We start from the raw sequence: 24,440 nt of genomic DNA, 5'->3' as shown, positions 1-24,440 counted from the left end.
TGATTGGCAAAAGGTGCAGAAGCTAAAGTAACCTTTAAAGCATTTAACCAAGATTATAAAAAGAAAATTGATGAGAATGTTGCTGCCGGAAAAGGTCTGAAGCAAGACTTAAAGTTGACGCAAGAACAAATGAAATTTACTGGAACAAGCGTTGAAAAACTAACCGTTACTTTGGATAGTTTGGAAGACCAGTATAAGTTGCAAAAAAGCACCACTCAAGAAACCAGGAATCAATTAGAACTTGTTAAGAAACAATTTGGTGAGAATTCCGTTGAAGCTGGGAAATTAGAAGCCGCTCTTAAAAAGAACGAGATTGCAGAGCAACAATTAGCCAACAAAATTACTCAAACGAGTTTTGCGTTAGAAAAGGCTGAATCAGCAAATGATGGGTACATTGCAAAATCGAAACAGTTGGAACAAGAACAAAATGACTTACAACTGTCAGCGGATAAATTAGCATCGGAGTATAAGTTACTACAAGAAACGACGCTAAAGACAGCCGATGAATCAGAAAAATTTGCAGCAGCTCAAAAGTATGTAGCGGAACAAGCCGAATTATCCGAACGTAAAATTGATAGCATGGAGCGCCAATTATCTGAAGTAAAAAAAGAATATGGCGAAAATTCCACTGAAGCAAAGAAAATGGAAATTCAAGTCAATGAAGCAAAAATTGCCTTTTCCAATTTAGAAGCAGAAGCCAACCAATTAACAGATGGGTTAGGTGAAGCAGGAGACTCCATGCAATCGCTTGGCGATAAACTCGATGCAAGCAATCTAATGGCAGCCGCTGATGCATTAAGTGGTATCGGTGAAAAGCTAAAAGAATTTGGCCGATCAGCACAAGAAGCATTTTTGGAAGTCGATGAAGGCGCCGATATTATCATTACAAAAACCGGTGCAACAGGAGAAGCAGCCGACAGAATGGCGGAATCCTATAAAAAGATTACGAATTCGATGCCTGTTGATTCATTTGCCGATGTAGGGTCTGCAATTGGTGAAATGAATACACAGTTTGGCTTTACAGATGATCAATTAGAAAAAACGAGTGAGTATTTATTAAAGTTTGCCAATATTAATGACACGGATGTTAGCGAATCGGCAATCAATGCAAGAAAAGTCATTGAAGCATTTGAATTGTCGTACGATGACTTTAATCAAGTGCTCGACACGACAACTAAAGTCGCTCAAAACTCTGGTGTATCAGTAGACAAATTATTCGAAGCAGCGGTCAAAGGTGCACCGCAAATAAAAGCGCTAGGTTTGGAATTCGATGAAGGTATTCAATTGCTTGGTCAAATGGAGCAGGCAGGTATTTCTTCCGCTGAAACATTAACAGGTTTAACAAAAGCGTCTGTAAATTATGCAAAAGAAAACAAGACTTTGTCTCAAGGACTAGGTGAATTACAAGACAAAATCTTAAACGCCTCTAGCGAAACAGAAGCACTAAATGCAGCTGCAGAAATATTCGGTACAAAAAACGGAGAAAAGATGGCTGATGCTATCCGAAGAGGCGCATTAAATTTAGAAGATTTATCAAGTATTGCTACTGAAAGCGCCGGTGTCGTGGAAGAAACATTTACAAATACTTTAGATCCGATTGATGCTCAAGCCCTTGCGATGCAAAATGTAAAAAATATCATGGCTGAACTCGGCAATGAATTAGCAATTGTTTTTGAACCAATCCTAATGGCATTAATACCAATCATGCAAAGTCTTTCTGCATGGTTTGGGAACTTACCAGAGCCGGTAAAATCTTTTATTGTTATTCTAGGGATACTCATTGTTGTCTTTACAACGATGATGCCAATCATGGCCGCGATGGTCGTCTCAGTCGGAATACTAGCTAGTCCTTGGCTGTTAGTCGTAATCGCTGTGATGGCCGTAATCGCGATTCTCATTTATCTTTACGCGAAATTCGAATGGTTTCGAGATGGAGTTAAACTTTTCTTTGTTTTTATAAAAGACATTTTTGTTGCCGGATTTAGTTTTATGGGTGGGTATGTTGAAAGTCAATTTGAATCAATCCTTAAAAACTTTACCAATTTTTATGAGGCTGGGAAAAGGATTCTGAATGGTTTAATGGATTTCTTTACAGGTGTATTTACTGGAAATTGGTCGAAAGCTTGGAAAGGGCTATCGAACATTGTCGGAGGAATATTAGATGGTCTATCTGCAGTAGTTAAGACACCATTAAACACTATGATAGGCATAGTCAATGGATTTATTGGTGGGATTAATAATATAAAAATACCAAGTTGGATTCCTAAAATTGGCGGGAAAAATGCAAGTATTCCTAAAATCCCACTATTAGCAAAAGGTGGTTCATTTTTTAATGGTTCTGCAATTGTAGGGGAAGCTGGACCGGAATTAATTAGTACGGTGGCCGGAAAAACAACCGTACAACCACTAAGCCAAAAAGAAAAATCAGGCGGTATTTTAAGCGCAATGTTGAAAATGTTTGAAGGTGGCGGAAATATACCACTACTAAGCGGATTGACTGAAGCAGCAACTAATAAAATTACCGCAATTAATAATAACCAAAATAGTAATAATCGTTTGGAATATCTACTAGAAATATTAATCGAAGTCGTTCAAGAAAAAAATATGATCGTTCAAGTTCCTGGTGGGAGCGGAAGCAGCTTAACAGGATTTGATCGATTTGATACACCAAACAAAGAAATGGCCGCGGCTGAAATGATTAGAAAGCTAGGGGTGAGGTAAAAGTATGATCGAACCATTTTTTATATTTAAGAAATTGCACTCCATCGAAGACATGGAGTGCTATACCGGATATTTACCAGAAATAGCGCCGGTTAAAATATACGAATCAAAAAAAGTACGTGGCAGAAGCGGTCGATTGAATATGACCTATGGCGATTACGATGCATACGAATATCCAATTGAAATACAATTAGCTAACTTTGACCGATTGCAAGAAGTGAAACGCTGGCTAACTGGTTCTGGTAAGCTAGTATTATCTACGGACATGAGTAAATACCGCGATGTAATCGTGACGAATTCAAGCAAACCAATCGAATTTGAGAATGAAGATGGATTCTTCTGGAAGTTCCAAGTCACATTTCAAAGCGAACCATTTCGTCGGTATGTTTCTGAAAATAAAATAGCATTAGAACCAAATAAAGAAAAAATAATCCACAACAGTGGGGATGAGATTGCTCGTCCTCTTATTCGTGTTGTTTCAAGAGGTGGCAATATTACCGTCGATTGCAACGATGAGACTTTTACATTATTAAATACGCCTACAGGATTAATCGAAATAGACTCTGAAAATGGACTAGTGATAGCAGAAGGTGCCAGGATCAAGAACAAAGGGAACAGACCATTACTTGCTACGGGCCATAATCGTATTAAAGTGTCTGGTAACATCAGTGAGGCTGACATCGTTAGAAGGTGTGTATTCCTATGAGTTTTTCGGAAGATTTGTATATCTATGATTTAGGCGAGACGGATTTTACCCATAACGGGTTCCCTATTGTCGATTTCTGGGAAGAACCCGAGATTAACCGACAAATAAATGGTCGTTATGCACTGACAGGGTTGTACATGAAAGAAGGCCAATTGTCTGAATTAATTGTGAAAGATGCAGTTATTAGAGCGCAAGTACCGGATCGCACTTGGCAACTTTTTAGAATAGCAACGATTAAAGACGATGGTGAATATATCCAATTTACAGCAAGATTTAAAGGTCTGGACGTCAATCGCAATTTTATTGACAATATGATTGCTAAAAATCAAACAGTCACATCAATCATGCGAATGATTGGCGAATCATTAGAGTTTAGCCAAAACTATCAATTTCTTTCGAACATGGGGAGTCAGCACCAATTTACGATTAAACAAAATCATCCAATTGATGCAATCATTGGTAGTAACAGTGGGAATCAAAATTTGATTAGTGTTGTTGGCGGTGAACTAGATATGTATGGCAACACCTTTTATTTAAAAGAACAATTGGGAAATGACAATGGATTTCGTATTGATTTTGGAATCAACTTAGAATCAATTGTAGAGATCATTTCAGAAGAAGAACCACCCAATACTCTTTATCTAATCGGAGCTACACCAGAAGGAGATTACGACGAAGAAAGAGAACCAATCACTTTGAAGTATCTTGAAGCGCCAGGCATGGTGATTACTGATGAAAATCGGGTCATAGCTACATATACAAATGAAAACTGCAAAACAGTTGCTGAATTAAAAGAATGGGCGGACACAGAATTATTCGGACGACAAAAAGTACACATGCAAAAATCAGCCCATGAAATTTCGTTAGTTGATTTAGCAAATACCTTAGAATACAAAGACTATTTAGCATACGTCGAATTACAATTAGGCGATTTAATACATGGCACCTTACAACGATCAAGGAAAAATGTAACAGAACGAGTGATCGAGTACACCTGGTATCCTCGTTTAAAAGAATACAAAAAACTTGGGACCGGAAGCAGTGTTGATTATTACACCGAAAAAGCCGAAAGCAAAATTAATACCCTGTTAAAAAAAATCGATCATAATACTGATTTTTTGAAAGAAAGTATTATTAACGCTACACAATTAATCACGGGTAATGATAAAGGGCATATCATGTTTTGGCCTAAGAACAGACCAAGAGAACTAAGAATAATGGATACAGATGACGCCAATACAGCAAAATATGTTTGGCGATTTAATTTAGGTGGACTAGGACACTCATCGAATGGTGTGGATGGTCCATTTCCTCTAGCCATAACCCAAGACGGCAAGATTGTCGCTGATTACATTTTAGCCGGAGTACTCCGAGCTATCGACATCATCGGTGTAAACATCTATGGATCAATGATATCTGGTGCTGAAATCATTGGATCAGTTTTAAAATCAATAGGGCCTTATGGAAATCAAGTTGTCATCGATGGTGGTGGTTATGCATTTGAAGATACACAAACCGGGCAAGTGATAGCAAAATTACACAACAATGGCAATGTGTTAGCACTTGAGAGAAAACGTAATAATAGTGGTTTTAATGATCTATTGTCATTTAGTGATGATTTAGCAGTGCTCATGCATCAAAACTTTTTTGAGATTAATGCTCCAATCACACGTATGCAAAAGTTGGAAGCCCAATCTGCAGTAATCGATGGTAGATTGGATGTCGACAGTATTTATATTAATGGTGTCCAATTAATCCCCGGCCAAGGTGGCGGTGGTGGTGGCGACTGGAACGGCACATACCCACCAGGCGTGACCTCAAGCGCTGATAAATTCGCTTGGCAAGCGTGGGCGATACTCATTGGCAAAGGTTACAGTAAGCAAGCAGCTGCCGGAATCCTTGGGAACATCCAAGGCGAAGTTGGCCCCGCGATGAATCCGGATATGTCACAAGTCGGTGGTCCTGCCTATGGTGCCGTACAGTGGGATGGGTCCGCTTATCCATTAGTTGGTAGTCCAACATGGAACGGTCGCGAATACGTCCAACGATTAATGAGTTCGGCAGGTATCACTAAAGACTACACAACAATGTCCGCACAGATGGACTTGCTTGATTGGTGTATGTACAACGGGCAGTGGATTGGTGCCGTATCACCAACAACCGTAGCTGGATTTAAATCGATTAGCGATGTTTCTCAAGCAGCACATGCATTTGAAAGAAACTTCGAACGCCCAGCCGTCGCTCATCCGGAAAGAGAAGGTTGGGCCGTTACCTGGTACAACAAGTTTAAAGATTTAGAAATCAGTACAGGCGGTGCATGGCGCGCACCAATTGACAATCCTATCACAGTGACATCGGAATTTGGTTGGCGCACAGATCCATTCGGCAGTGGCGAACAAGAATTCCATAACGCAATTGATTTAGTAGGCGGAACAGGTAGCACAACAAATATCTACGCATCAGGCGATGGCACCGTCGTTTTTGCTGGATATGAAAACAGCTACGGCAACTACGTAATTATCAAACATGCGAACGGTTTGTTCACAGGCTATGCGCATAATTCATCGTTATCCGTCGCAAATGGCGATGTTGTTACCCAAGGACAAAAAATCGCAAATATGGGAAGTACAGGATCATCAACAAACCCACACACCCATTTCCAATTTTTCAGGAACGGTCCATGGCCATCAAGCAGCAGCGATTTTATCAATCCACGGGAATATATTAATTTTTAAAAGGAGTGAGGGAATTTGGAATTAAATCAATTTCGGAATGTCGATGTCGTATTAGACAAAGCAAATGACAACATTATTCAAAAACAATTCGTTTCAGCAGGAGACAAAGACGGCAGATCGTTAACAGCACAACTCACGGATAATGGTGTCATCGGCGAAATCATTGGAGCAGCAATGAATTTATACTGGCACAACCAAGCAAGCGGACTAACAGATTTGTCCGCTTTTTCTGTTGTCGACAGAGCAACGAGCGTCTTTAAAATCGACTACCCACAAAACATGCTAACGCCAGGTAAAGTCACAGCATACATTCAAATCCTACACGGCGGAAAAGTAACACACACCAAACCGTTCGAGATCACCGTGCAAAATTTAGCCGGAACAACAAGAGGTGTGTTAGCAACTGCAGAGTATGGAGCGTTGGTTACGACGTTAGCGAAGGCGAATGAGTTTAGCGCACAGTTGGCACAAACCGAGAATCAAATCAACCAGTTAACAGACGTCAAGGCTGATAAAAGCGAAGTGAATAGCCTTGCTACTGCGAAAGCAGATAAAATATCTTTACAAAACACAGATAACACAGTCGCTCTTAAAGCTGATAAAACTTACGTGGATGATCAGATTAGCAATATCGGAAATGCATCACCAAAAGGGACATATGCAACATTGTCGGAATTACAAACAGCATTTCCTAGTGGAACAGTAGGCGTATATGTTGTCGCTGCAGATGGAAACTGGTATTACTGGGACGGTAGTGCTTGGACTGTTGGAGGCGTGTACCAAAGCACAGGCATTGCGGATAAAAGCATAACTAGTACCAAATTAGCAGATGATTGGGCGATAAAGTCTTATTTAACAACTGGACAAAATGTATTCTCTCTCACGGAGGAAGGTAACTACTTAGCGTACCAAGCTACAAACTGTCCTACGAATGATGTTTTGTATCATATTGAGGTTAGACGAGGTAAAACGACCCCGTCAAATCCGGCTTGGATTAAATTTGAAGCAACTGCGTTGAATGATAATCAATATAAATACGTTGCTCATGTTTATGGTAGTACAATTAGAAACTGGAAGCTTGCAGGAGGTATTGCACGTCCAAACTCAATCACAGTAGATATGTTAACTAACACATATAGATTTAGAGGGTTTAAATCTACTGTTTCAATTAATACATTTTTAGATGATGGTGTGTACATTGCAACTAATACATGTACTGATTTTCCTCCTTTCGACTACTGGGGTATTACAAAACACTCTTCGAGAGTTGAAGTTACTCGTGTAAATCCATCAGTTATTGAGCAGAGGTTAAAGACTACTAATCTATTACTTGCGCACCAAGAATTTTATCGCGTTACTACAAACGGAAGTTTTGCTGGTGTTCCGTGGATTCCACTTCACAGAACCAATCTGCCATTGTACAACAAAAATGTAGTTTTGCTTGGGGATTCCATGACGGAGTTTGGTTCACAACACGTTGAAATATGGAAACTGACAGGAGCAAATACAAGTAAACTTGGCTTTGGCGGTACGCGGATGGCGGTGCATAGCAATCCTTATTATGCTGAGTTTTCATTTTTCAAAATAGCCAAAGCTATTAAGGACAATGACCTTACTACACTTATTGAAACAGCAGATACAATGCACGATTTAGGAATTGACGAATATCAAGATATTGTAGCTAATCTAGTTGCTGTTGATTGGACTAAAGTTGACTATATTACAGTTATGTATATGTACAACGATTATGCAGGAGCTAATCCAATCGGCACACAAGGCAGTTACGATACATCTACATTTATTGGTGCTTTTAATCAAGGGATTAAGGATATTTTAGAGACATATCCACACATCAAGATATATGTATTCTCAGAACATTGGACAGATTCAACACTGTTTCCTGATGTGGACGTAAATACAAACTCACTAGGTTTATACTTTAGGGATTATGTAGTGGCGTTAAAAGAAGCCTGCGAAAAATTGCATATACCTTTTTTTGATATGTTCAACAATAGTGGAATCAACAAGTATACAAAAAGTGCTTATATTAGTATCGATGGTGTTCATCCAAACACTAAGGGCTATGAATTGATTGGGTTAAAAAAGTCGAATGCGTTAGTATCAAAATAAATGTTTGCAAAAAATGTGGAGAAACAATATTACTTAAAAGCGATGGGACAGGTCCTACTATCAATTATTATGGTAAATGTGATAGATTCGGTGTTAGGTACACGCGAAATAAAGAAGCAAAATCAGGGAAAGAAATTATTTCGAAGAACAACAAGATAATATTGGATTAACAGAGCTTCCGCATAAGGATGATAAAAAGTAGAACCAAACTGCGCGGTAGCATTTCGTAAAGTTTTAAGAAACTGTGCGGTAGATGAGAAAAGTTGCACAAAAGGATGGTCAATATTCTGACTGTCCTTTTTACATTGTTAAAAAACTAAGAAAAGGTGGTACAAATGGAGATGATCGATTGGCTACAGAATTTACTACAAAACAATAATACGAAGTTATACGTGTTTATCGTCGTTTATATTTTCGCAAACATGTTTGACTTTATTTTAGGATACGTGATTTCAATTTTTAACGGCACGTATTCATCCAAAAAAATGAAGATTGGGCTGGCAACGAAACTGGGAATGATCTTACTTTGTATTATCATTATCCCGGTTTTTTTAATGTTTGATGTTTTAGGATTAGCAACACTGTTTTTAGTCATCGGCGCGTTTATTGCAAACGAGTTGTGGAGTATTATCAACCATATTAAAAGTGGACAGGGCGACGGCAAGGATCATAGCGCGTTAGATATGTTATCAAATCTTATTAATAAAATTACAGGCAACAAAGAGGATTAGCAAACGCTAGTCCTTTTTCTTTACCCAAAAAATAAAAAAGAAAGTAGGAATTATTATGTTTGAACCAGGCGAGAAAGTGTCCATTATCGGTACATTTATACTCAGCGCAATTGCGGAAGAAGGATTTTTAGAATTCGATCCATTCGAACGCGGTCAAATTGAAATGAATAACGAACAAAATTCATCAGAATTAATTGAAGTGACCGCAAGTGGAAAAGAAAAAGAATTCGATGGATTTAACATCGGTGATTTTTTTGTATTGTCCGGAACGTTCGAGGTAGAGCGGTCTAATGATGTTTTTACAAAAATTAAAGTAGGGAACCAATTGATCTCGGTGCCTAATCACAAAATTATGGAGGTGGCTTAGATGGTTAAATTTTATCGTGGAGTAGCAGGTAAACGACCAGGAGCGGCTAAAGGTTGGGTTTTCCATAATGATGCAGGCTCTAAAAATGCAACGGCTGCTTTTTATCGGGGGTGGCTACCAAATCACCAAGCGGAATCTGGTTTCGCACATGATTATATTGGGACTGACGGTGTATATAATGCTGAAAGCTACGACTATATGGCATGGCATACAGCAAATGCTGAAGGAAATACTTGGTACTTAGGAGTGGAAAAATGCCAGTCGCAAGGTGATGAAAAAACATTCTTGCTAATCGAACAAAAAACGTATGATCATGTTGCAAAGTGGTACAAAGAAAAAGGGATTACTCCCAATAGAAACAACGTACGGTTGCATCACGAATTTGTTTCAACATCTTGTCCACATCGTTCGATGGCATTGCATGGTAAAGTAACAAATGCTGTTAAAGACTACATCATTGCGGAATTAATCAAACGTTTAGGAAAAGCAACAACTCCTTCTTTGCCAACAGTTAAACCAAATACCGCTAATATTAAAGTGGGTGACACTGTAAAAGTGGTTGACTCTCTTTATCGTGATTCATACGGTTCTGGCCGCTCCACTGCTAAACGTGGCCAAAGCGGAAAAGTTAAATCGATTTCTGGCCCAGGTGGAAAAAAATACCTCATCGAAAACTGGGGATGGGCGCACGCTAATGACATCCAATTAGTAACAAGCGCACCTGCACAAACGGATTGGAGTAAGCAGTATTACACGACTAACCCAGGTAAAGCGAAATTGTTAAAAGCTGATGGTCTATACGGAGCAAGTGACGTAGATTTTAAAGGCGGCAAAGTTGGTGGTGATTATCCAGTGGGTACTGTATTTGTCATCACAGACGTTAAAAAGCGTAGCGACGGACTACCTCGATTAGTCACGCAATCAGGTTATTTGTTATCCGCTAATCGCTCGATCGTGCAGCAAGTGACAACTACAACGACAACCGCACCAAAGAAAAAAACAAACCAAGAAATCGCTAAAGAAATCTATCTCGGCCAAGGCGGTTGGGGAAACGGCACAACTCGTACCACGAAATTAAAAGCAGCGGGATATGATCCTGTGGTTATCCAAAACTTAGTTAATAAAATGTATTAATTCAAAAGTCGGTCGTCCTTAGTTGGATTGACCGGCTTTTTTTGTTAGATTTTATTTTCAAAAATTCTCTAAATATTCTTATTTATTGAATATAATGTGAAGTATAGACTTTTGAGTGCTAAAATAATCCGTTCAAGAATCAATTCAAAGAAGTTTTTTTAGTTTTACAATATAATAGAAGAAACACGTTTTTAAAAAGTAGCACAAAAGTAGCATGAATGTGCTACAAAGTGTGATAGTGTGTGCATTTGAAATTATCAAAATGGCTTTAAAACAGGCGTTTAATAGGACATTGTCACACTATTGTTAATTTTGTATACAATTCTGACAATTCAATTGTATTTTTTGATTGGCTATGCTAATCTTTACAATATTAGGATGGAGGAATGTTATGGGAGAACGAAATTGGGTCTATGAATTTGTTCGCTATTTGACTGTGGAACGAGGATATTCCGACCAGACACAACTTGCCTATGAAAGAGACATCGCTGATTTTTTACAATTTTTAACCGATTCAGGGAATGCGAATTATCTTGAAGTTGACTATCGAGACGTCAGGATTTATTTAGGTTATTTGACGAATGATAAAAAATATAGTCGAAATACGATTAATCGTAAAACGGCAAGTCTCCGCTCTTTTTATCAGTATCTTTTAGGGCAGAGTGTGATTTCAGAAAATCCTTTTAGTTACGTTCATTTAAAAAAACAAAACCAACGCCTACCTCATTTCTTTTATGAAAATGAAATGAACCGTCTGTTTGAAAGCATTCAAGGGAATACTCCTCTTGATCAACGAAATCGCGTCTTGCTAGAAGTTCTTTATGGTTCTGGTTTGCGTGTGAGTGAATGTTGCGATTTAGAACTCGGAATGGTCGATTGGGAGCATGCGGTTTTTCGCGTGACAGGTAAAGGGAATAAGGAGCGCTACGTTCCGTTTAATACATCTACTTATCGCGCCTTAAAATTATATTGTGACGCTGGACGTGCTCATTTAATGGACAAATATCAGCAGATGCATCCGTATGTTTTTGTCAATCACCGTGGGGAGCAGTTAACACCCAAAGGGATTAGTTATATCTTAAATCAAATCATAAAAAAAGGGAGTTTGGATTTACAAATTCATCCCCATAAATTACGACACACGTTTGCGACACACTTATTAAATAATGGTGCAGATATGCGGACAGTGCAAGAATTACTAGGACATGAAAATTTGTCTACGACACAAATTTATACGCATGTTACAAAAGAGAGTCTACAAAAAAATTATCGTCAATTTCATCCAAGAGCTTAGTGAAATTGATCTATCTATAGGAGGAATACATCAATGAAATCAGATTTTCACTCAACCACGATTTGTGCGATTGAAAAAGACGGCAAATTTGCGATGGCCGGAGATGGTCAAGTAACAATGGGCGAACAAATCGTTATGAAAGGCACAGCCAAAAAAGTAAGACGAATTTATCATGATCAAGTAGTCGTCGGTTTTGCAGGGAGTGTGGCCGATGCCTTTACGTTAGAAGGAAAATTCGAGAATAAATTAAATGAATATAATGGTAATTTACAACGAGCAGCGGTCGAACTTGCGCAAGAATGGCGAACCGAGCGTGCGATGCAGAAGCTGGAAGCGATGTTGATTGTGATGAATGACAAAGAAATGTTACTCGTTTCCGGAACGGGCGAAGTGATTGCGCCAGACGATGGTATTTTGGCAATTGGTTCTGGTGGGAACTATGCGCTGGCTGCAGCACGAGCGATGAAACAATATGGCGGTTCTGAATTATCCGCTAAAGAAATTGCGAAGAACGCTCTTACTGTAGCAGCCGATATTTGTGTCTTTACGAATCATAATATTATTGTGGAGGAATGTTAAGCCATGGTTAATCAAGATATTTCACCAAAAGAAATTGTTAAAGAATTAGATCGCTATATTATTGGGCAAGAAGCCGCCAAAAAATCAGTCGCTGTAGCCTTACGTAATCGTTATCGTCGGTTACAATTAGAGGAAGAAATGCAACAAGAAGTGACGCCAAAGAATATTTTAATGATCGGACCTACTGGGGTTGGGAAAACGGAAATTGCCCGTCGTTTAGCGAAAATTGTACAAGCGCCATTCATTAAAGTTGAAGCTACAAAATTTACAGAAGTCGGTTATGTGGGACGCGATGTCGAGTCCATGGTCCGCGATTTAGTTGAAAATGCGATTCAAATTGTCCGAAAAGAGCAGTATGCACGTGTCCGTGTCCAAGCTGAGAAAAAAGCGAATCGCCGCTTAGCCAAATTGTTAGTGCCAGGAATCAAAAAAGAACAAAAGAAATCAGTCAATCCTTATGACCAAATGATGTCAATGTTTAACCAAATGCAACAACCTGAAGAGACAAAAGAGGAACTAACGGATGAAATTCGGAGCAATCGTCAATCGATTTATGAACAATTAGAACGTGGGGTTCTTGATCAACGGGAAGTAACCATTCAAATCGAAGAACCGAAGATTCAGACACCTTCAATGAATCAAGGGTTTGAACAAATGGGAATTGACTTGAACGAAACGTTAGGTGCTTTAAAACCGAAGAAGAAAATCGAACGGACGGTTACCGTAAAAGAAGCCCGAGAACTTCTTTTACAAGAAGAGTCCTCGAAACTAGTAAATGATGCGGATATTCACAGTGAAGCCTTACAGTTAGCAGCTTCAAGCGGTATTATTTTTATTGATGAGATTGATAAAATCACTTCAAAATCCCAACAATCGGGAGAAGTTTCAAGAGAAGGTGTTCAACGGGATATTTTACCAGTTGTGGAAGGATCACAAGTCAATACCAAGTATGGTGTGTTACAGACTGACCATATCTTATTTATTGCTTCTGGTGCATTCCATCTATCCAAACCGAGCGATTTAATTCCTGAATTACAAGGACGTTTTCCGATTCGTGTCGAGTTAGACGACTTAACAGCGGATGATTTTGTCAAAATATTAAAAGAACCTAATAATGCCTTAGTGAAGCAATACGTTGCGTTACTCGGTACGGAAGGGATTAAAGTCATCTTCACCATTGAAGCCATTGAACGCATTGCGCAAATTGCCTTCCAAGTCAATCGCGATACCGATAATATCGGTGCTAGACGTCTGCATACCATTCTAGAAAAATTGTTAGAAGATTTATTATTTGAAGCTTCAGATATTCAAATGGGGGAAATTACAATTACTGAAGCATATGTGAATGAGAAATTAGCGTCAATTGCAGAAAATGAAGATTTAAGTCGTTACATACTTTAAGCTACTGGGGGAGTAAGAATGAGTACATTATTAAATAAGACGCGTCAAATTAATGAGTTGTTACAACAAAAAAATACGTTTGATTCGGCAACTGATTTGCCCTATGATCAAATGGCCATGGTCTTAGGCGAAATTTTGAATAGTAACACGTATATCATTAGTCAAGCGGGTGCGTTGTTAGGGTTTACCGAAAAACACGATGTGAATAACGCGCGTGTTAAAAACATGTTTATTGAAAAACAGTTTCCAAAAAGTTATACGGATATGGTCGACCGCTTATCGATGACAGAAGCGAATATTCCAATTAGTAGTGATTTAACGGCTTTTCCCGTAGAATCACGTGAACTTTATCCAGATGGTGTGACAACAATTGTCCCCATTTATGGTGCAGGCGCTCGTATCGGTACGATTATTTTATCAAGAATTGATCGCTTCTTCGACGATGATGCATTAGTATTAGCAGAATATAGTGCGACGGTTGTCGGGATGCAAATTTTGTATCAACAATCACGGACCATTGAAGAAAATGTTCGGAGTGCAACGGCTGTTCAAATGGCGATTAGCACCTTATCGTACAGTGAATTAATTGCCGTACGTGCCATTTTTAAAGCATTACAAGGAGACGAAGGTCGTTTAACTGCCTCCAATATTGCGGATGAAATTGGGATTACGCGCTCCGTAATTGTGAATGCACTCAGAAAACTTGAATCAGCTGGTATTATTGAATCGCGATCTCTTGGTATGAAAGGGACTTATTTAAAAGTATTAAATCATCGCTTCAAGGAAGAGCTTCATAAAGCATAAAAGTTAGGGGGATGTGGGATGAAATTTACGATTGAAACAGCCTATTTACAAGCAACGCTCGACTCAAAAGGAGCAGAGTTACATAGCTTATACAGTAAAGAACATGAAATCGAATATTTATGGCAAGGGGATGCCACTTACTGGGGACGTCGCTCACCGGTTTTATTTCCTTTTGTTGGTGCTTTAAAGGATAATGAATACACCTATCATGGCCAGACGTATCCGATGAGTCAACACGGCTTTGCACGAGATATGGAATTTGAAGTGTATGAACAGTCATCAGACGCGATGACGTTTGTTTTAAAAAGCAATCAAGAAACACGCGAGGTGTATCCCTTTGATTTTGAACTCTATCTTTCCTATCAATTAGGGGGAGACGGCCTATCCGTCACTTATAAAGTAGTCAATCCGTCTGATGAGCAGATGTTCTTTTCAATTGGTGGTCATCCTGCATTTAACGTTCCCTTAGAAAAGGACTTAACGTTTGAAGATTACTATTTAAAATCGTCTCCAATGAAATCAAGAATTATGATTCCTTTAAAAGGTCGTTACATTGACGTGGAAAATCGAACGTTAGGACAAACGAATGCAACCATTGCCTTAACACGCGACTTGTTTTCAAATGATGCCTTGATTTATGAAACAAAAGGATTGAACTCTTTTTCGATCTGTAGTGAAAAGTCTCCTCATAGTGTCACGTTATCCTTTAACAATTTGCCGTTTGTGGGGATTTGGACGCCTTATGGTACCGATGCACCCTTTGTTTGTATCGAGCCTTGGGCAGGCATTGCGGATTCAACGGATGCTAGCGGGAAATTAGAAGAAAAATTTGGGATTCAAACCTTACAAGCACAAGAAACGTTCACAACCAAATATGCGATTACTGTGAAATAAGCCTGAAAAGCTGGATTTGCGGGAAATCGACGCCCTCTTTATAGTGTTGGTAAACATTACCAGCACTATTTTTATCTGTTTCGTGCGAGCTTTCATTCAGGTGACCATGTTAAATAGTAAAAAGGCCAAGCAGCTGCAATTGCTGTTTGGCCTTTAAGGTGTTAAGCTAGCGATAAAAAGAGCGTATCGGGTATTATTTTTTTTTGTGATTTAATCCAAAAGGAACTTTGTTTTCAGTTCCGTCTTTTATTCGCTTTATATTATCTTTGTGGCGATAGAAGATAAAGATTGTGACCGCAAGAGCAATCGCCGTTAATAGCCAGTTATGCTCTGGTAAAATAGCAGGAGCGACATACGGTAAGGCAATCGTTGAGAGGGTAAAAAAGATGGCTGTCAACATACTTGAAAGACTGACCATGCTTGTTAAGTAGAGCATGATTAAAAAAAAGACAGCCGAATAAAAAAAGAATAGGGGATTATAAGCTAATACCATTCCGGCGCTTGTCGCAACAGCCTTTCCGCCTTTAAAGCGTAGAAAGATTGGGAACGTGTGCCCAAGAATCGCCATACAACCAAACCATAATGGGTTCACATTCTCTAAATGGAAAATCGTAGGCAATAAGGTAGCTAGTGTTCCTTTTAAAATATCCATCAATAAGACGACGACACCGGCTTTGGTTCCTAACACACGGAACGTATTCGTTGTACCCGTATTGCCACTCCCAAATTGACGAATATCCTTTTTGAAGAAAAATTGGCCAATCCATACACCTGAAGCGATGGATCCCAGTAAATAAGCAGTAAGTAACAAAATAATCGTTTTCATAATAACTCGCTTTCTAAAAATATCTAGTCATATCTTAGCATGAAAAAGACGATACAACAATCGATTTCGTACAATCATCAACGATAATCGAAAGAAAAATATTTGGATTTTTTTGCGATAAGGATCGATTATGATGTATAATGACTCGAGTGATTTTGATAAACAAAGGAGCGTTTGCTTTGACAAAGAAAAAAACAATGGAATATAACGATGATTCGATTCAAGTATTAGAAGGGTTAGATGCTGTTCGAAAAAGACCAGGAATGTATATTGGTTCAACGGATGGACGGGGGTTACATCATCTCGTTTATGAGATTGTCGATAATGCAGTCGATGAGGCTCTTTCTGGATATGGCAATCAAATTGATGTTGTAATATATTCTGATAATAGTATTAGTATAGAAGATAGTGGTCGGGGGATGCCTGTTGGAATGCACAGTTCAGGTGTTTCGACCGTAGAAGTGATTTTTACTGTTTTACACGCCGGGGGAAAATTTGGACAAGGGGGCTATAAAACGTCAGGTGGACTTCATGGCGTTGGTGCCAGTGTTGTAAATGCCCTTTCGAGTTGGTTAGAAGTATCCATTTATCGGGATGGCATTGAATACCGTCAGCTCTTTAAAAACGGTGGCAAAGCGCAAGGAACCTTAAAGAAAATCGGGAAAACAAAGCGCAGCAATGGGACAAAGGTCCACTTTTTACCAGATGAAACGATTTTTTCAACGATTAAATTTTCGTATGAGACCTTGGCAGAGCGTCTGAGAGAGTCCGCGTTCTTATTGCGTGGCATTCAAATTAATTTAACCGATCAACGGACTGAGCCCGCTTTAGAAGAAAATTTCCACTACGAAGAAGGGATTCAAGCCTTTGTTGCTTATTTGAACGAAGAAAAAGATCATTTAACACCGATTGCCTATTTTTCAGGAGAAAAAGAAGGAATCGAAGTCGAGGTTGCGTTACAATATAATGATGGTTTTTCTGAGAACTTCTTGTCTTTTGTTAATAACGTTCGGACAAAAGACGGTGGGACGCACGAAGTCGGGATGAAGACTGCCTTAACCAAAGCGTTTAATGAATATGCTCGTAAGGTTAATTTATTAAAAGAAAAAGATAAGAATCTCGAAGGTAGTGATTTCCGAGAAGGACTGGCGACGGTTCTATCGATTCGAGTGCCGGAACATTTATTGCAATTTGAAGGACAAACCAAAGAAAAACTTGGCACCCCAATTGCGCGCTCCGTAGTGGAACAAATTATTAGTGAACAATTAGGCTATTATTTACAAGAAAACAGCGAAATTAGCCAAATGTTGATCCGTAAAGCACTAAAAGCGCGTGAAGCACGTGAAGCAGCGCGTCGTGCACGAGAAGAAAGTCGCAACGGCAAGAAACGCAAAAAAGGCGAATCGTTACTATCAGGGAAACTAACACCGGCTCAATCGCGCAATCCTAAGCGCAATGAACTCTACTTAGTCGAGGGGGACTCAGCGGGAGGTTCGGCGAAACAAGGGCGAGAGCGCAAGTTTCAAGCGATTTTACCGTTACGTGGAAAAGTCATTAATACGGAAAAAGCGAAAATGCAAGATATTTTAAAAAATGAAGAAATTAATACGATGATTTATACAATCGGTGCTGGTGTGGGTCCAGAATTTTCATTAGAAGATTGTAATTACGATAAAGTCATTATTATGACCGATGCGGATACCGATGGTGCCCATATCCAAGTGTTACTGTTAACGTTCTTTTACCGTTATATGAAACCATTGATTGAAGCGGGCAAAATCTATATCGCGCTACCACCTCTTTACAAAGTATCAAAGGGAACAGGGAAAAAAGAAGTGATTGAATATGCCTGGACGGAAGAGGAATTGCGTGAAAAAATCACGAAAATTGGACGCGGCTATATGATTCAACGATATAAAGGGTTAGGTGAAATGAATGCTAGCCAGTTATGGGAAACAACGATGGATCCGACGACGCGTACGCTGATTCGTGTTCGAATTGACGATGCTGCACAAGCAGAGCGACGCGTCACGACCTTAATGGGCGATAAAGTTGAACCACGTCGCCGCTGGATCGAGAACAATGTCCAATTCACTCTTGCGCAAGATAGCAGTATTTTAGATAAATCAACAATGAGTGACGATCAATTTAATCAAAAACAAGCGATGGATTCATTTGAGAAGTAGGAGGGATCACTGAATGACTGACCAACAACAGATACAAGAATTAACATTAGAAGAAGTGATGGGTGATCGCTTTGGGCGTTATTCAAAATATATTATTCAAGAAAGAGCATTACCTGACATTCGGGATGGGTTAAAACCCGTTCAACGTCGGATTTTATATTCGATGCATAAAGACGGTAATACTTACGAAAAAGCTTTTAGAAAATCAGCGAAGTCTGTCGGAAATATCATGGGGAATTATCATCCTCATGGCGATAGCAGTATTTATGATGCGATGGTTCGAATGAGCCAAGAGTGGAAATTACGTGAAGTTTTGATTGAAATGCATGGAAATAACGGAAGTATGGATGGGGATCCTCCGGCTGCGATGCGGTATACAGAAGCACGACTTTCTCAGTTAAGTGGTGAATTATTAAAAGATATTGAGAAAGAAACGGTCGATTTTGTCTGGAACTTTGATGATACCGAAAAAGAACCCGTTGTCTTACCTGCACAATATCCGAACTTATTAGTCAATGGTTCAACCGGAATCTCAGCAGGTTATGCGACTGAAATTCCAAGTCATAATTTAGAAGAAGTCATTGAAGGGACCATTTATTTAATCGATCATCCGAATGCGACAGTTGATAAATTAATGGAGTTTATTCCAGGTCCTGATTTTCCGACAGGTGGCATTTTACAAGGAAAAGAAGAAATTCGCCGTGCCTATCAAACGGGTAAAGGTCGTGTCATCTTACGGTCGAAAACAAAAATCGAAACGATCAAAGGCGGCCGACAACAAATCGTGATTAATGAAATTCCTTATGAAGTCAATAAAGCCAATCTTGTCAAAAAAATGGATGAAGTCCGTCTCAATAAAAAAATTGACGGTATTAGTGAAGTCCGTGATGAGAGTGATCGAAACGGATTACAGATTGTTGTTGAACTAAAAAAAGAAGCGAATGCAGAAGGAATTTTAAATTACTTATTTAAACATACTGATTTGCAAGTAAACTATAATTTTAATATGGTTGCGATTGATCATATGCATCCGAAACAAGTTGGTTTAAAACGAATTCTTGAAAGTTATATCGCGCATCGTCGTCAAGTGGTCTTACAACGAACACAATTTGATTTAGAAAAAGCTCAAAAGCGTCAACATATTGTTGAAGGGTTAATGAAGGCCTTATCGATTTTGGATGAAGTCATTGCGACGATTCGTGGAAGCAAAGATAAGAAAAATGCCAAGGAACAACTCGTTATCCAACATCAGTTTACAGAAGAACAATCAGAAGCGATTGTGATGTTACAGTTGTATCGCTTAACGAATACCGATATTACACAATTGCGCAGTGAGGCCAAAGAATTGGCAGAACAAGTCACACACTTGACGAAAGTTATTTCTGAAGAAGCGGAATTGTTGCGCGTCATCAAAAAAGAGTTGCGCGACATTAAGAAAAAATATGGTCATGCACGCTTAACGGAAATTGAAGATAAGATAGAAGAAATTATTATTGAAACAGAAGTGTTAGTCATACCAGAAGAAGTAATCGTAGCTGTGACAAAAGAAGGCTATCTCAAGCGCAGTAGTCTCCGTTCATATCAAGCTTCAAAACCGGAGGAAATCGGAATGAAAGATTCGGATCAACTTCTTTACTTGAAACAATTAAATACACTGGATCATCTTTTACTCGTGACAAATCAAGGGAACGTCATTTATCGTCCGGTTCACGAAATAACGGAATTGCGTTATAAGGAACTCGGAGAACACATGTCTCAAACAATCGCGAGTTATTTACCGGAAGAAGAAATCATGGCCGTCTTTGATTACAAAGAAATCGATCCTCATAAACAACTCGTCTTAGTTAGTCGTGAAGGATGGATTAAGCAAACGAAATTAAGTGAATTTGCACCTTGGCGTACGTATAAGAGCCGTTCACAAACAGCGATGACCTTCAAAACAACAACCGACGTCCTCGTTCATGTGCAATTAGTCGATCAAAATGAAACAGACTTGGATATCTTCCTGACAACTCATGCATGCTACGGGTTACGTTACGGACTAGCAGAAGTACCAGTTGTGGGACCAAAAGCGGCTGGTGTCAAAGCGATTAACTTAAAGGATCAAGATTTTATCGTTCAAGCATTAGTGGTCTATTCACAAGGCGATACGCCAATCATCATCGTGACGCAACGTGGTGCGATTAAGCGGATGTTAGCGCAAGAAATTGCACAGACGAGTCGTGGGAAACGCGGACAGATGGTATTAAGAGAATTAAAGAATAATCCTCATCGAATCATTTTTATGGATAATGGACAGGATGGAGAATTTTTACTGCAAAACGAAAAAGGCGAGCAAGTGACAATCAACGCCCAATCATTCCCAATTGCCGATCGGACATCCAATGGTAGCTTTGTCATGGATGAAAAAGTTGGGGGTAAAGTCTTCCAAGTTCGAAAAATCAAACAGGTAGAAATCGAAAATAGCTAAACTGTATTATTAAAAATAGAAAACAGCGCATTCTGTACCAATACAGAATGCGCTGTTTTTTAGATTGTTCATTGATTATTATATTCTTAAAATAAAGTTAGAAAAATTAATCACAAATTAAAAACATTGATAAATAAGGGTTTATGACGAATTAATCGAATTTTTCGTCATTTATGCTCAATATATTTTAGGTTAAGGCTTGCAAAAGAATGAGTATGTGTTATACTATTCACGTAGAGCTGTTACAACAAATGAGCAGAAAATAAGGAGGACGAATCAATGTCATCTATCGTAGAAAACAATGTAGAAAAATTTAACACCGCTTGGGAAGGTTTTAAGGGTGGTCGCTGGGAGTCAGAAGTTGATACACGTGGATTTATTCAAGCCAACTATACCGAATACCGTGGCGATGATAGCTTTTTAGAAGGAATTGCACCAAGTACAGATCAATTATGGACTAAGTTACAAGAATTATTTGAAGTACAACACGAAAAAAATGGTGTGTACGACATGGATACAAATAACCCTGCAACCTTAACTTCTCATGCACCAGGCTATTTAATTAAAGAAGTTGAAAAAATTGTTGGTTTACAAACAGATGTTCCATTGAAACAAGCCTTCCAACCTTTTGGCGGCATTAACATGGCCAATGGCGCGCTCGTTTCAAACGGCTATGAAGTCGATGAAGATATGAAAAAAATCTTTACTGAATACCGCAAAACACATAACCAAGGTGTATTTGATGCTTACACGCCAGAGATGCGTTTAGCACGTAAAAACAAAATTATTACTGGGTTACCAGATGCTTATGGACGCGGACGCATCATCGGTGATTACCGTCGTATTGCATTATATGGTATTGATTTCTTAATGGAACAAAAGAAAAAAGACCATGAAAACACTGGAAATAAAGTAATGACAGACGATGTAATTCGTTTACGTGAAGAAATTTCAGAACAATACCGTGCGTTAAATGACTTGAAGAAAATGGCTGCATCTTATGGCTTTGATATTTCACGTCCAGCTGAAAATGCACAAGAAGCCGTTCAATGGTTATACTTCGGTTACTTAGGCGCAATTAAAGCACAAAACGGAGCAGCGATGTCAATTGGGCGTATCTCTACTTTCTTAGATATCTACATTCAACGTGATTTAGATAAAGGAATCATTACTGAATTTGAAGCACAAGAATTAATCGATCACTTAATCATGAAATTACGTATGGTTAAATTTGCACGTACGCCAGAATACAACCAATTATTCTCTGGTTATCCAATTTGGGCAACGTTATCGATTGCGGGAATGGGCTTAGACGGACGTTCATTAGTAACGAAAAATGATTTCCGTATCTTACATACGTTAACAAACATGGGACCATCACCAGAACCAAACTTAACAGTTTTATACTCTTCACAATTACCAGAAGGATTCCGTACATTCTCAGCGAAAATCGCGAAAGAAAGTTCTTCAATCCAATTTGAAAATGATGACTTATTACGCGCAAACTGGGGATCAGATGACTGCGCGATTGCTTGTTGTGTTTCTGCAACGGTAACAGGTAAAGACATGCAATTCTTCGGCGCGCGTGCGAACCTTGCTAAAGCGGTCTTATACGCAATCAATGGTGGTGTCGATGAAAAAACAAAAATGCAAGTTGCGCCAAAATTCCGTCCAATGACAGGTGATACCCTTGAATATGGTGAATTTATGGAACACTTCAAAGAAATCATGGATTGGTTAGCAGAATTATATGTTAATACATTAAATGTTATCCACTATATGCATGATAAATATGCGTATGAAGCAGCACAATTAGCGTTAATGGACAGCGATTTAAAACGCACATTTGCAACAGGTATTGCAGGGATTTCTCATGCTGCCGATAGCGTAATGGCCATTAAACATGGTAATGTCAAAGTGATTCGTGACGAAGATGGCATGGCAATTGATTATGTTCCACAAAATGAATTCCCAACTTACGGAAATGACAATGCGGAAGCAGATGCAATGGCAAACTGGATTTTAGATTACTTTATGACACAAATTAAACGTCAACACACTTACCGTAACTCTCGTCCAACAACTTCACTATTAACCATTACTTCAAACGTGGTTTATGGTAAAGCAACTGGTAATACACCAGATGGACGTCGTGCAGGTAAACCATTAGCACCGGGGGCAAATCCAAGTTATCAAGATGGTAAATTCTTAGGAGAGAAAAATGGTTTATTAGCATCATTAAACTCAACTGCTCGCTTAGAATATACGCATGCACTTGATGGGATTTCAAATACACAAACGATTAATCCAAATGGTTTAGGTAAAGACGAAACAACACGTATTAACAACTTACGTAATGTGATGGACGGCTACTTCAACAATGGCGGTTACCACTTAAACGTCAACGTCTTCACAAACGAATTATTATTGGATGCTCAAAAACATCCTGAAAAATATCCAAACTTAACGATTCGTGTTTCTGGTTATGCGGTGAAATTCCGTGATTTAACGGCAGAACAACAAGCAGACGTTATTGCAAGAACTTCACACGATAAGTTATAATAGATTGTAATAAAGGGTGACAGCCTTAGCTGCTCACCCTTTTTTTAAAGAGAGAGAGGGATTCGTATGGCAACTCCAATCACAGGGAGTATTCATTCAACAGAAAGCTTTGGTACCGTCGATGGACCAGGCGTAAGATTTATCGTGTTTACGCAAGGTTGCCGGATGCGTTGTCAGTTTTGTCATAACCCAGATACGTGGAAAATTAATGATCCAAAAGCATCGGTTCGTACCGCGGATGATGTTCTAGAGGAAGCATTAAAATATCGTTCGTATTGGGGAAAAGATGGCGGGATTACTGTCAGTGGTGGCGAACCGCTATTACAACTTGAATTTTTAACGGATTTATTCAAAAAAGCCAAAGCGTTAGGTATTCATACAACGATTGATACATGCGGTAAACCATTTACAAAAGAAGAACCATTCTTTTCACAATTTAACGAATTGATGAATTATACCGATTTATTGTTATTTGATATTAAACATATTGATAACGAAGGACATAAGGAATTGACCACGCAAACGAATGAAAATATTCTGGAAATGGCGAATTATCTATCTGAAATCAATCAACCGGTTTGGATTCGACACGTTTTAGTGCCAACGAAAACGGATTACGATGACTTTTTAATTCGGTTAAATACTTTTATTAAAACATTAAAAAATGTCGATAAAGTAGAAGTCCTTCCTTACCATACAATGGGACGATATAAATGGGAGGAACTTGGATTGAAATATCCGTTAGAAGGAATTGAACCGCCAACCAATCCTCGAGTAGAAAATGCTAAAAAACTGCTCCATGTTGAAGATTATAATGGTTATTTAACGCGTTCATGATCAGGATATAAAGGGAACTTCAAAGAGTGACAAGAATTCTTGTTGCTCTTTTTTCTTATGAGA

The 24,440-nt window shown here is 38.8% G+C and carries 17 protein-coding genes; 16 read left to right on the top strand and 1 reads right to left on the bottom strand.

The window, feature by feature from the left end:
- Window positions 1-3 precede the first annotated feature (3 nt).
- The 12 genes from IGI68_RS11795 (at window position 4) to IGI68_RS11740 (ending at window position 15,496) form a co-directional block, all read left to right on the top strand.
- Window positions 4-2,721 (top strand): phage tail tape measure protein, encoded by a 2,718-nt coding sequence (locus IGI68_RS11795; RefSeq protein WP_438733029.1) that lies wholly within the window; start codon window positions 4-6, stop codon window positions 2,719-2,721.
- 4 nt (window positions 2,722-2,725) lie between these two features.
- Window positions 2,726-3,427 (top strand): phage tail protein, encoded by a 702-nt coding sequence (locus tag IGI68_RS11790; protein ID WP_438733027.1) that lies wholly within the window; start codon window positions 2,726-2,728, stop codon window positions 3,425-3,427.
- The gene (locus tag IGI68_RS11785; RefSeq protein ID WP_438733025.1) at window positions 3,424-6,162 is read left to right on the top strand and encodes a phage tail tip lysozyme; all 2,739 of its coding nucleotides are present in this window, start codon (window positions 3,424-3,426) and stop codon (window positions 6,160-6,162) included. Before IGI68_RS11790 ends, IGI68_RS11785 begins: the two co-directional genes overlap by 4 nt.
- Before the next feature lie 15 nt (window positions 6,163-6,177).
- A complete protein-coding gene (locus IGI68_RS11780; RefSeq protein ID WP_438733023.1) occupies window positions 6,178-8,292 on the top strand; it encodes an SGNH/GDSL hydrolase family protein in 2,115 nt (704 codons plus the stop codon).
- A 335-nt stretch (window positions 8,293-8,627) separates the two neighbouring features.
- Window positions 8,628-9,023, top strand: coding sequence for a phage holin family protein (locus IGI68_RS11775; RefSeq protein ID WP_438733021.1), 396 nt, complete (start codon window positions 8,628-8,630; stop codon window positions 9,021-9,023).
- A gap of 55 nt (window positions 9,024-9,078) precedes the next feature.
- Window positions 9,079-9,390 carry a hypothetical protein gene (locus IGI68_RS11770; RefSeq protein WP_438733019.1) on the top strand — a complete coding sequence of 104 codons (312 nt, stop codon included), beginning with the start codon at window positions 9,079-9,081 and terminating at the stop codon, window positions 9,388-9,390.
- Window positions 9,391-10,524, top strand: coding sequence for a DUF5776 domain-containing protein (locus tag IGI68_RS11765; RefSeq protein ID WP_438733017.1), 1,134 nt, complete (start codon window positions 9,391-9,393; stop codon window positions 10,522-10,524).
- A gap of 391 nt (window positions 10,525-10,915) precedes the next feature.
- Window positions 10,916-11,818 carry a tyrosine recombinase XerC gene (gene xerC / locus IGI68_RS11760; protein WP_438733015.1) on the top strand — a complete coding sequence of 301 codons (903 nt, stop codon included), beginning with the start codon at window positions 10,916-10,918 and terminating at the stop codon, window positions 11,816-11,818.
- 33 nt (window positions 11,819-11,851) lie between these two features.
- Entirely contained in the window at window positions 11,852-12,397 is a 546-nt protein-coding gene (gene hslV, locus IGI68_RS11755; RefSeq protein WP_071875134.1) for an ATP-dependent protease subunit HslV, read from the top strand.
- A 3-nt stretch (window positions 12,398-12,400) separates the two neighbouring features.
- Window positions 12,401-13,798: an ATP-dependent protease ATPase subunit HslU gene (gene hslU / locus IGI68_RS11750; protein ID WP_071875135.1), complete on the top strand. Its 1,398-nt coding sequence runs from the start codon at window positions 12,401-12,403 to the stop codon at window positions 13,796-13,798.
- Between the two features lie 18 nt (window positions 13,799-13,816).
- Window positions 13,817-14,602 carry a GTP-sensing pleiotropic transcriptional regulator CodY gene (gene codY / locus IGI68_RS11745; protein WP_438733012.1) on the top strand — a complete coding sequence of 262 codons (786 nt, stop codon included), beginning with the start codon at window positions 13,817-13,819 and terminating at the stop codon, window positions 14,600-14,602.
- Between the two features lie 18 nt (window positions 14,603-14,620).
- The gene (locus IGI68_RS11740) at window positions 14,621-15,496 is read left to right on the top strand and encodes an aldose 1-epimerase family protein (RefSeq protein ID WP_273229659.1); all 876 of its coding nucleotides are present in this window, start codon (window positions 14,621-14,623) and stop codon (window positions 15,494-15,496) included.
- A 193-nt stretch (window positions 15,497-15,689) separates the two neighbouring features.
- Here the strand turns inward: IGI68_RS11740 and plsY are convergent, their stop codons facing one another.
- Entirely contained in the window at window positions 15,690-16,322 is a 633-nt protein-coding gene (gene plsY, locus IGI68_RS11735) for a glycerol-3-phosphate 1-O-acyltransferase PlsY (RefSeq protein ID WP_273229661.1), read from the bottom strand.
- 197 nt (window positions 16,323-16,519) lie between these two features.
- On the opposite strand from plsY, the gene parE reads away from it, so the two are divergent.
- The 4 genes from parE (at window position 16,520) to pflA (ending at window position 24,377) form a co-directional block, all read left to right on the top strand.
- Window positions 16,520-18,508 carry a DNA topoisomerase IV subunit B gene (gene parE / locus IGI68_RS11730; RefSeq protein ID WP_438733305.1) on the top strand — a complete coding sequence of 663 codons (1,989 nt, stop codon included), beginning with the start codon at window positions 16,520-16,522 and terminating at the stop codon, window positions 18,506-18,508.
- 13 nt (window positions 18,509-18,521) lie between these two features.
- A complete protein-coding gene (parC, locus tag IGI68_RS11725; RefSeq protein ID WP_438733009.1) occupies window positions 18,522-20,978 on the top strand; it encodes a DNA topoisomerase IV subunit A in 2,457 nt (818 codons plus the stop codon).
- A gap of 279 nt (window positions 20,979-21,257) precedes the next feature.
- Window positions 21,258-23,540, top strand: a complete 2,283-nt coding sequence (gene pflB / locus IGI68_RS11720; protein ID WP_438733007.1) for a formate C-acetyltransferase — start codon at window positions 21,258-21,260, stop codon at window positions 23,538-23,540.
- Window positions 23,541-23,606: 66 nt separating this feature from the next.
- Entirely contained in the window at window positions 23,607-24,377 is a 771-nt protein-coding gene (pflA, locus tag IGI68_RS11715) for a pyruvate formate-lyase-activating protein (protein WP_438733005.1), read from the top strand.
- Window positions 24,378-24,440: the final 63 nt, after the last annotated feature.

The organism is Enterococcus sp. DIV1314a (assembly GCF_051713805.1).
In the GTDB taxonomy this organism is placed as follows: Bacteria; Bacillota; Bacilli; order Lactobacillales; family Enterococcaceae; genus Enterococcus_I; species Enterococcus_I aquimarinus.
This window is presented reverse-complemented; position numbering and strand designations above follow the sequence as displayed.

What these genes read in the sequence shown, in the direction of transcription:
- hslV (WP_071875134.1), top strand. Translation starts at nt 11,852, where the DNA reads ATGAAATCAGATTTTCACTCAACCACGATTTGTGCGATTGAAAAAGAC.
- xerC (WP_438733015.1), top strand. Translation starts at nt 10,916, where the DNA reads ATGGGAGAACGAAATTGGGTCTATGAATTTGTTCGCTATTTGACTGTG.
- IGI68_RS11770 (WP_438733019.1), top strand. Translation starts at nt 9,079, where the DNA reads ATGTTTGAACCAGGCGAGAAAGTGTCCATTATCGGTACATTTATACTC.
- IGI68_RS11790 (WP_438733027.1), top strand. Translation starts at nt 2,726, where the DNA reads ATGATCGAACCATTTTTTATATTTAAGAAATTGCACTCCATCGAAGAC.
- IGI68_RS11740 (WP_273229659.1), top strand. Translation starts at nt 14,621, where the DNA reads ATGAAATTTACGATTGAAACAGCCTATTTACAAGCAACGCTCGACTCA.
- parC (WP_438733009.1), top strand. Translation starts at nt 18,522, where the DNA reads ATGACTGACCAACAACAGATACAAGAATTAACATTAGAAGAAGTGATG.
- IGI68_RS11785 (WP_438733025.1), top strand. Translation starts at nt 3,424, where the DNA reads ATGAGTTTTTCGGAAGATTTGTATATCTATGATTTAGGCGAGACGGAT.
- codY (WP_438733012.1), top strand. Translation starts at nt 13,817, where the DNA reads ATGAGTACATTATTAAATAAGACGCGTCAAATTAATGAGTTGTTACAA.
- hslU (WP_071875135.1), top strand. Translation starts at nt 12,401, where the DNA reads ATGGTTAATCAAGATATTTCACCAAAAGAAATTGTTAAAGAATTAGAT.
- plsY (WP_273229661.1), bottom strand. Translation starts at nt 16,322, where the DNA reads ATGAAAACGATTATTTTGTTACTTACTGCTTATTTACTGGGATCCATC.
- IGI68_RS11775 (WP_438733021.1), top strand. Translation starts at nt 8,628, where the DNA reads ATGGAGATGATCGATTGGCTACAGAATTTACTACAAAACAATAATACG.
- pflB (WP_438733007.1), top strand. Translation starts at nt 21,258, where the DNA reads ATGTCATCTATCGTAGAAAACAATGTAGAAAAATTTAACACCGCTTGG.
- IGI68_RS11765 (WP_438733017.1), top strand. Translation starts at nt 9,391, where the DNA reads ATGGTTAAATTTTATCGTGGAGTAGCAGGTAAACGACCAGGAGCGGCT.
- parE (WP_438733305.1), top strand. Translation starts at nt 16,520, where the DNA reads ATGGAATATAACGATGATTCGATTCAAGTATTAGAAGGGTTAGATGCT.
- pflA (WP_438733005.1), top strand. Translation starts at nt 23,607, where the DNA reads ATGGCAACTCCAATCACAGGGAGTATTCATTCAACAGAAAGCTTTGGT.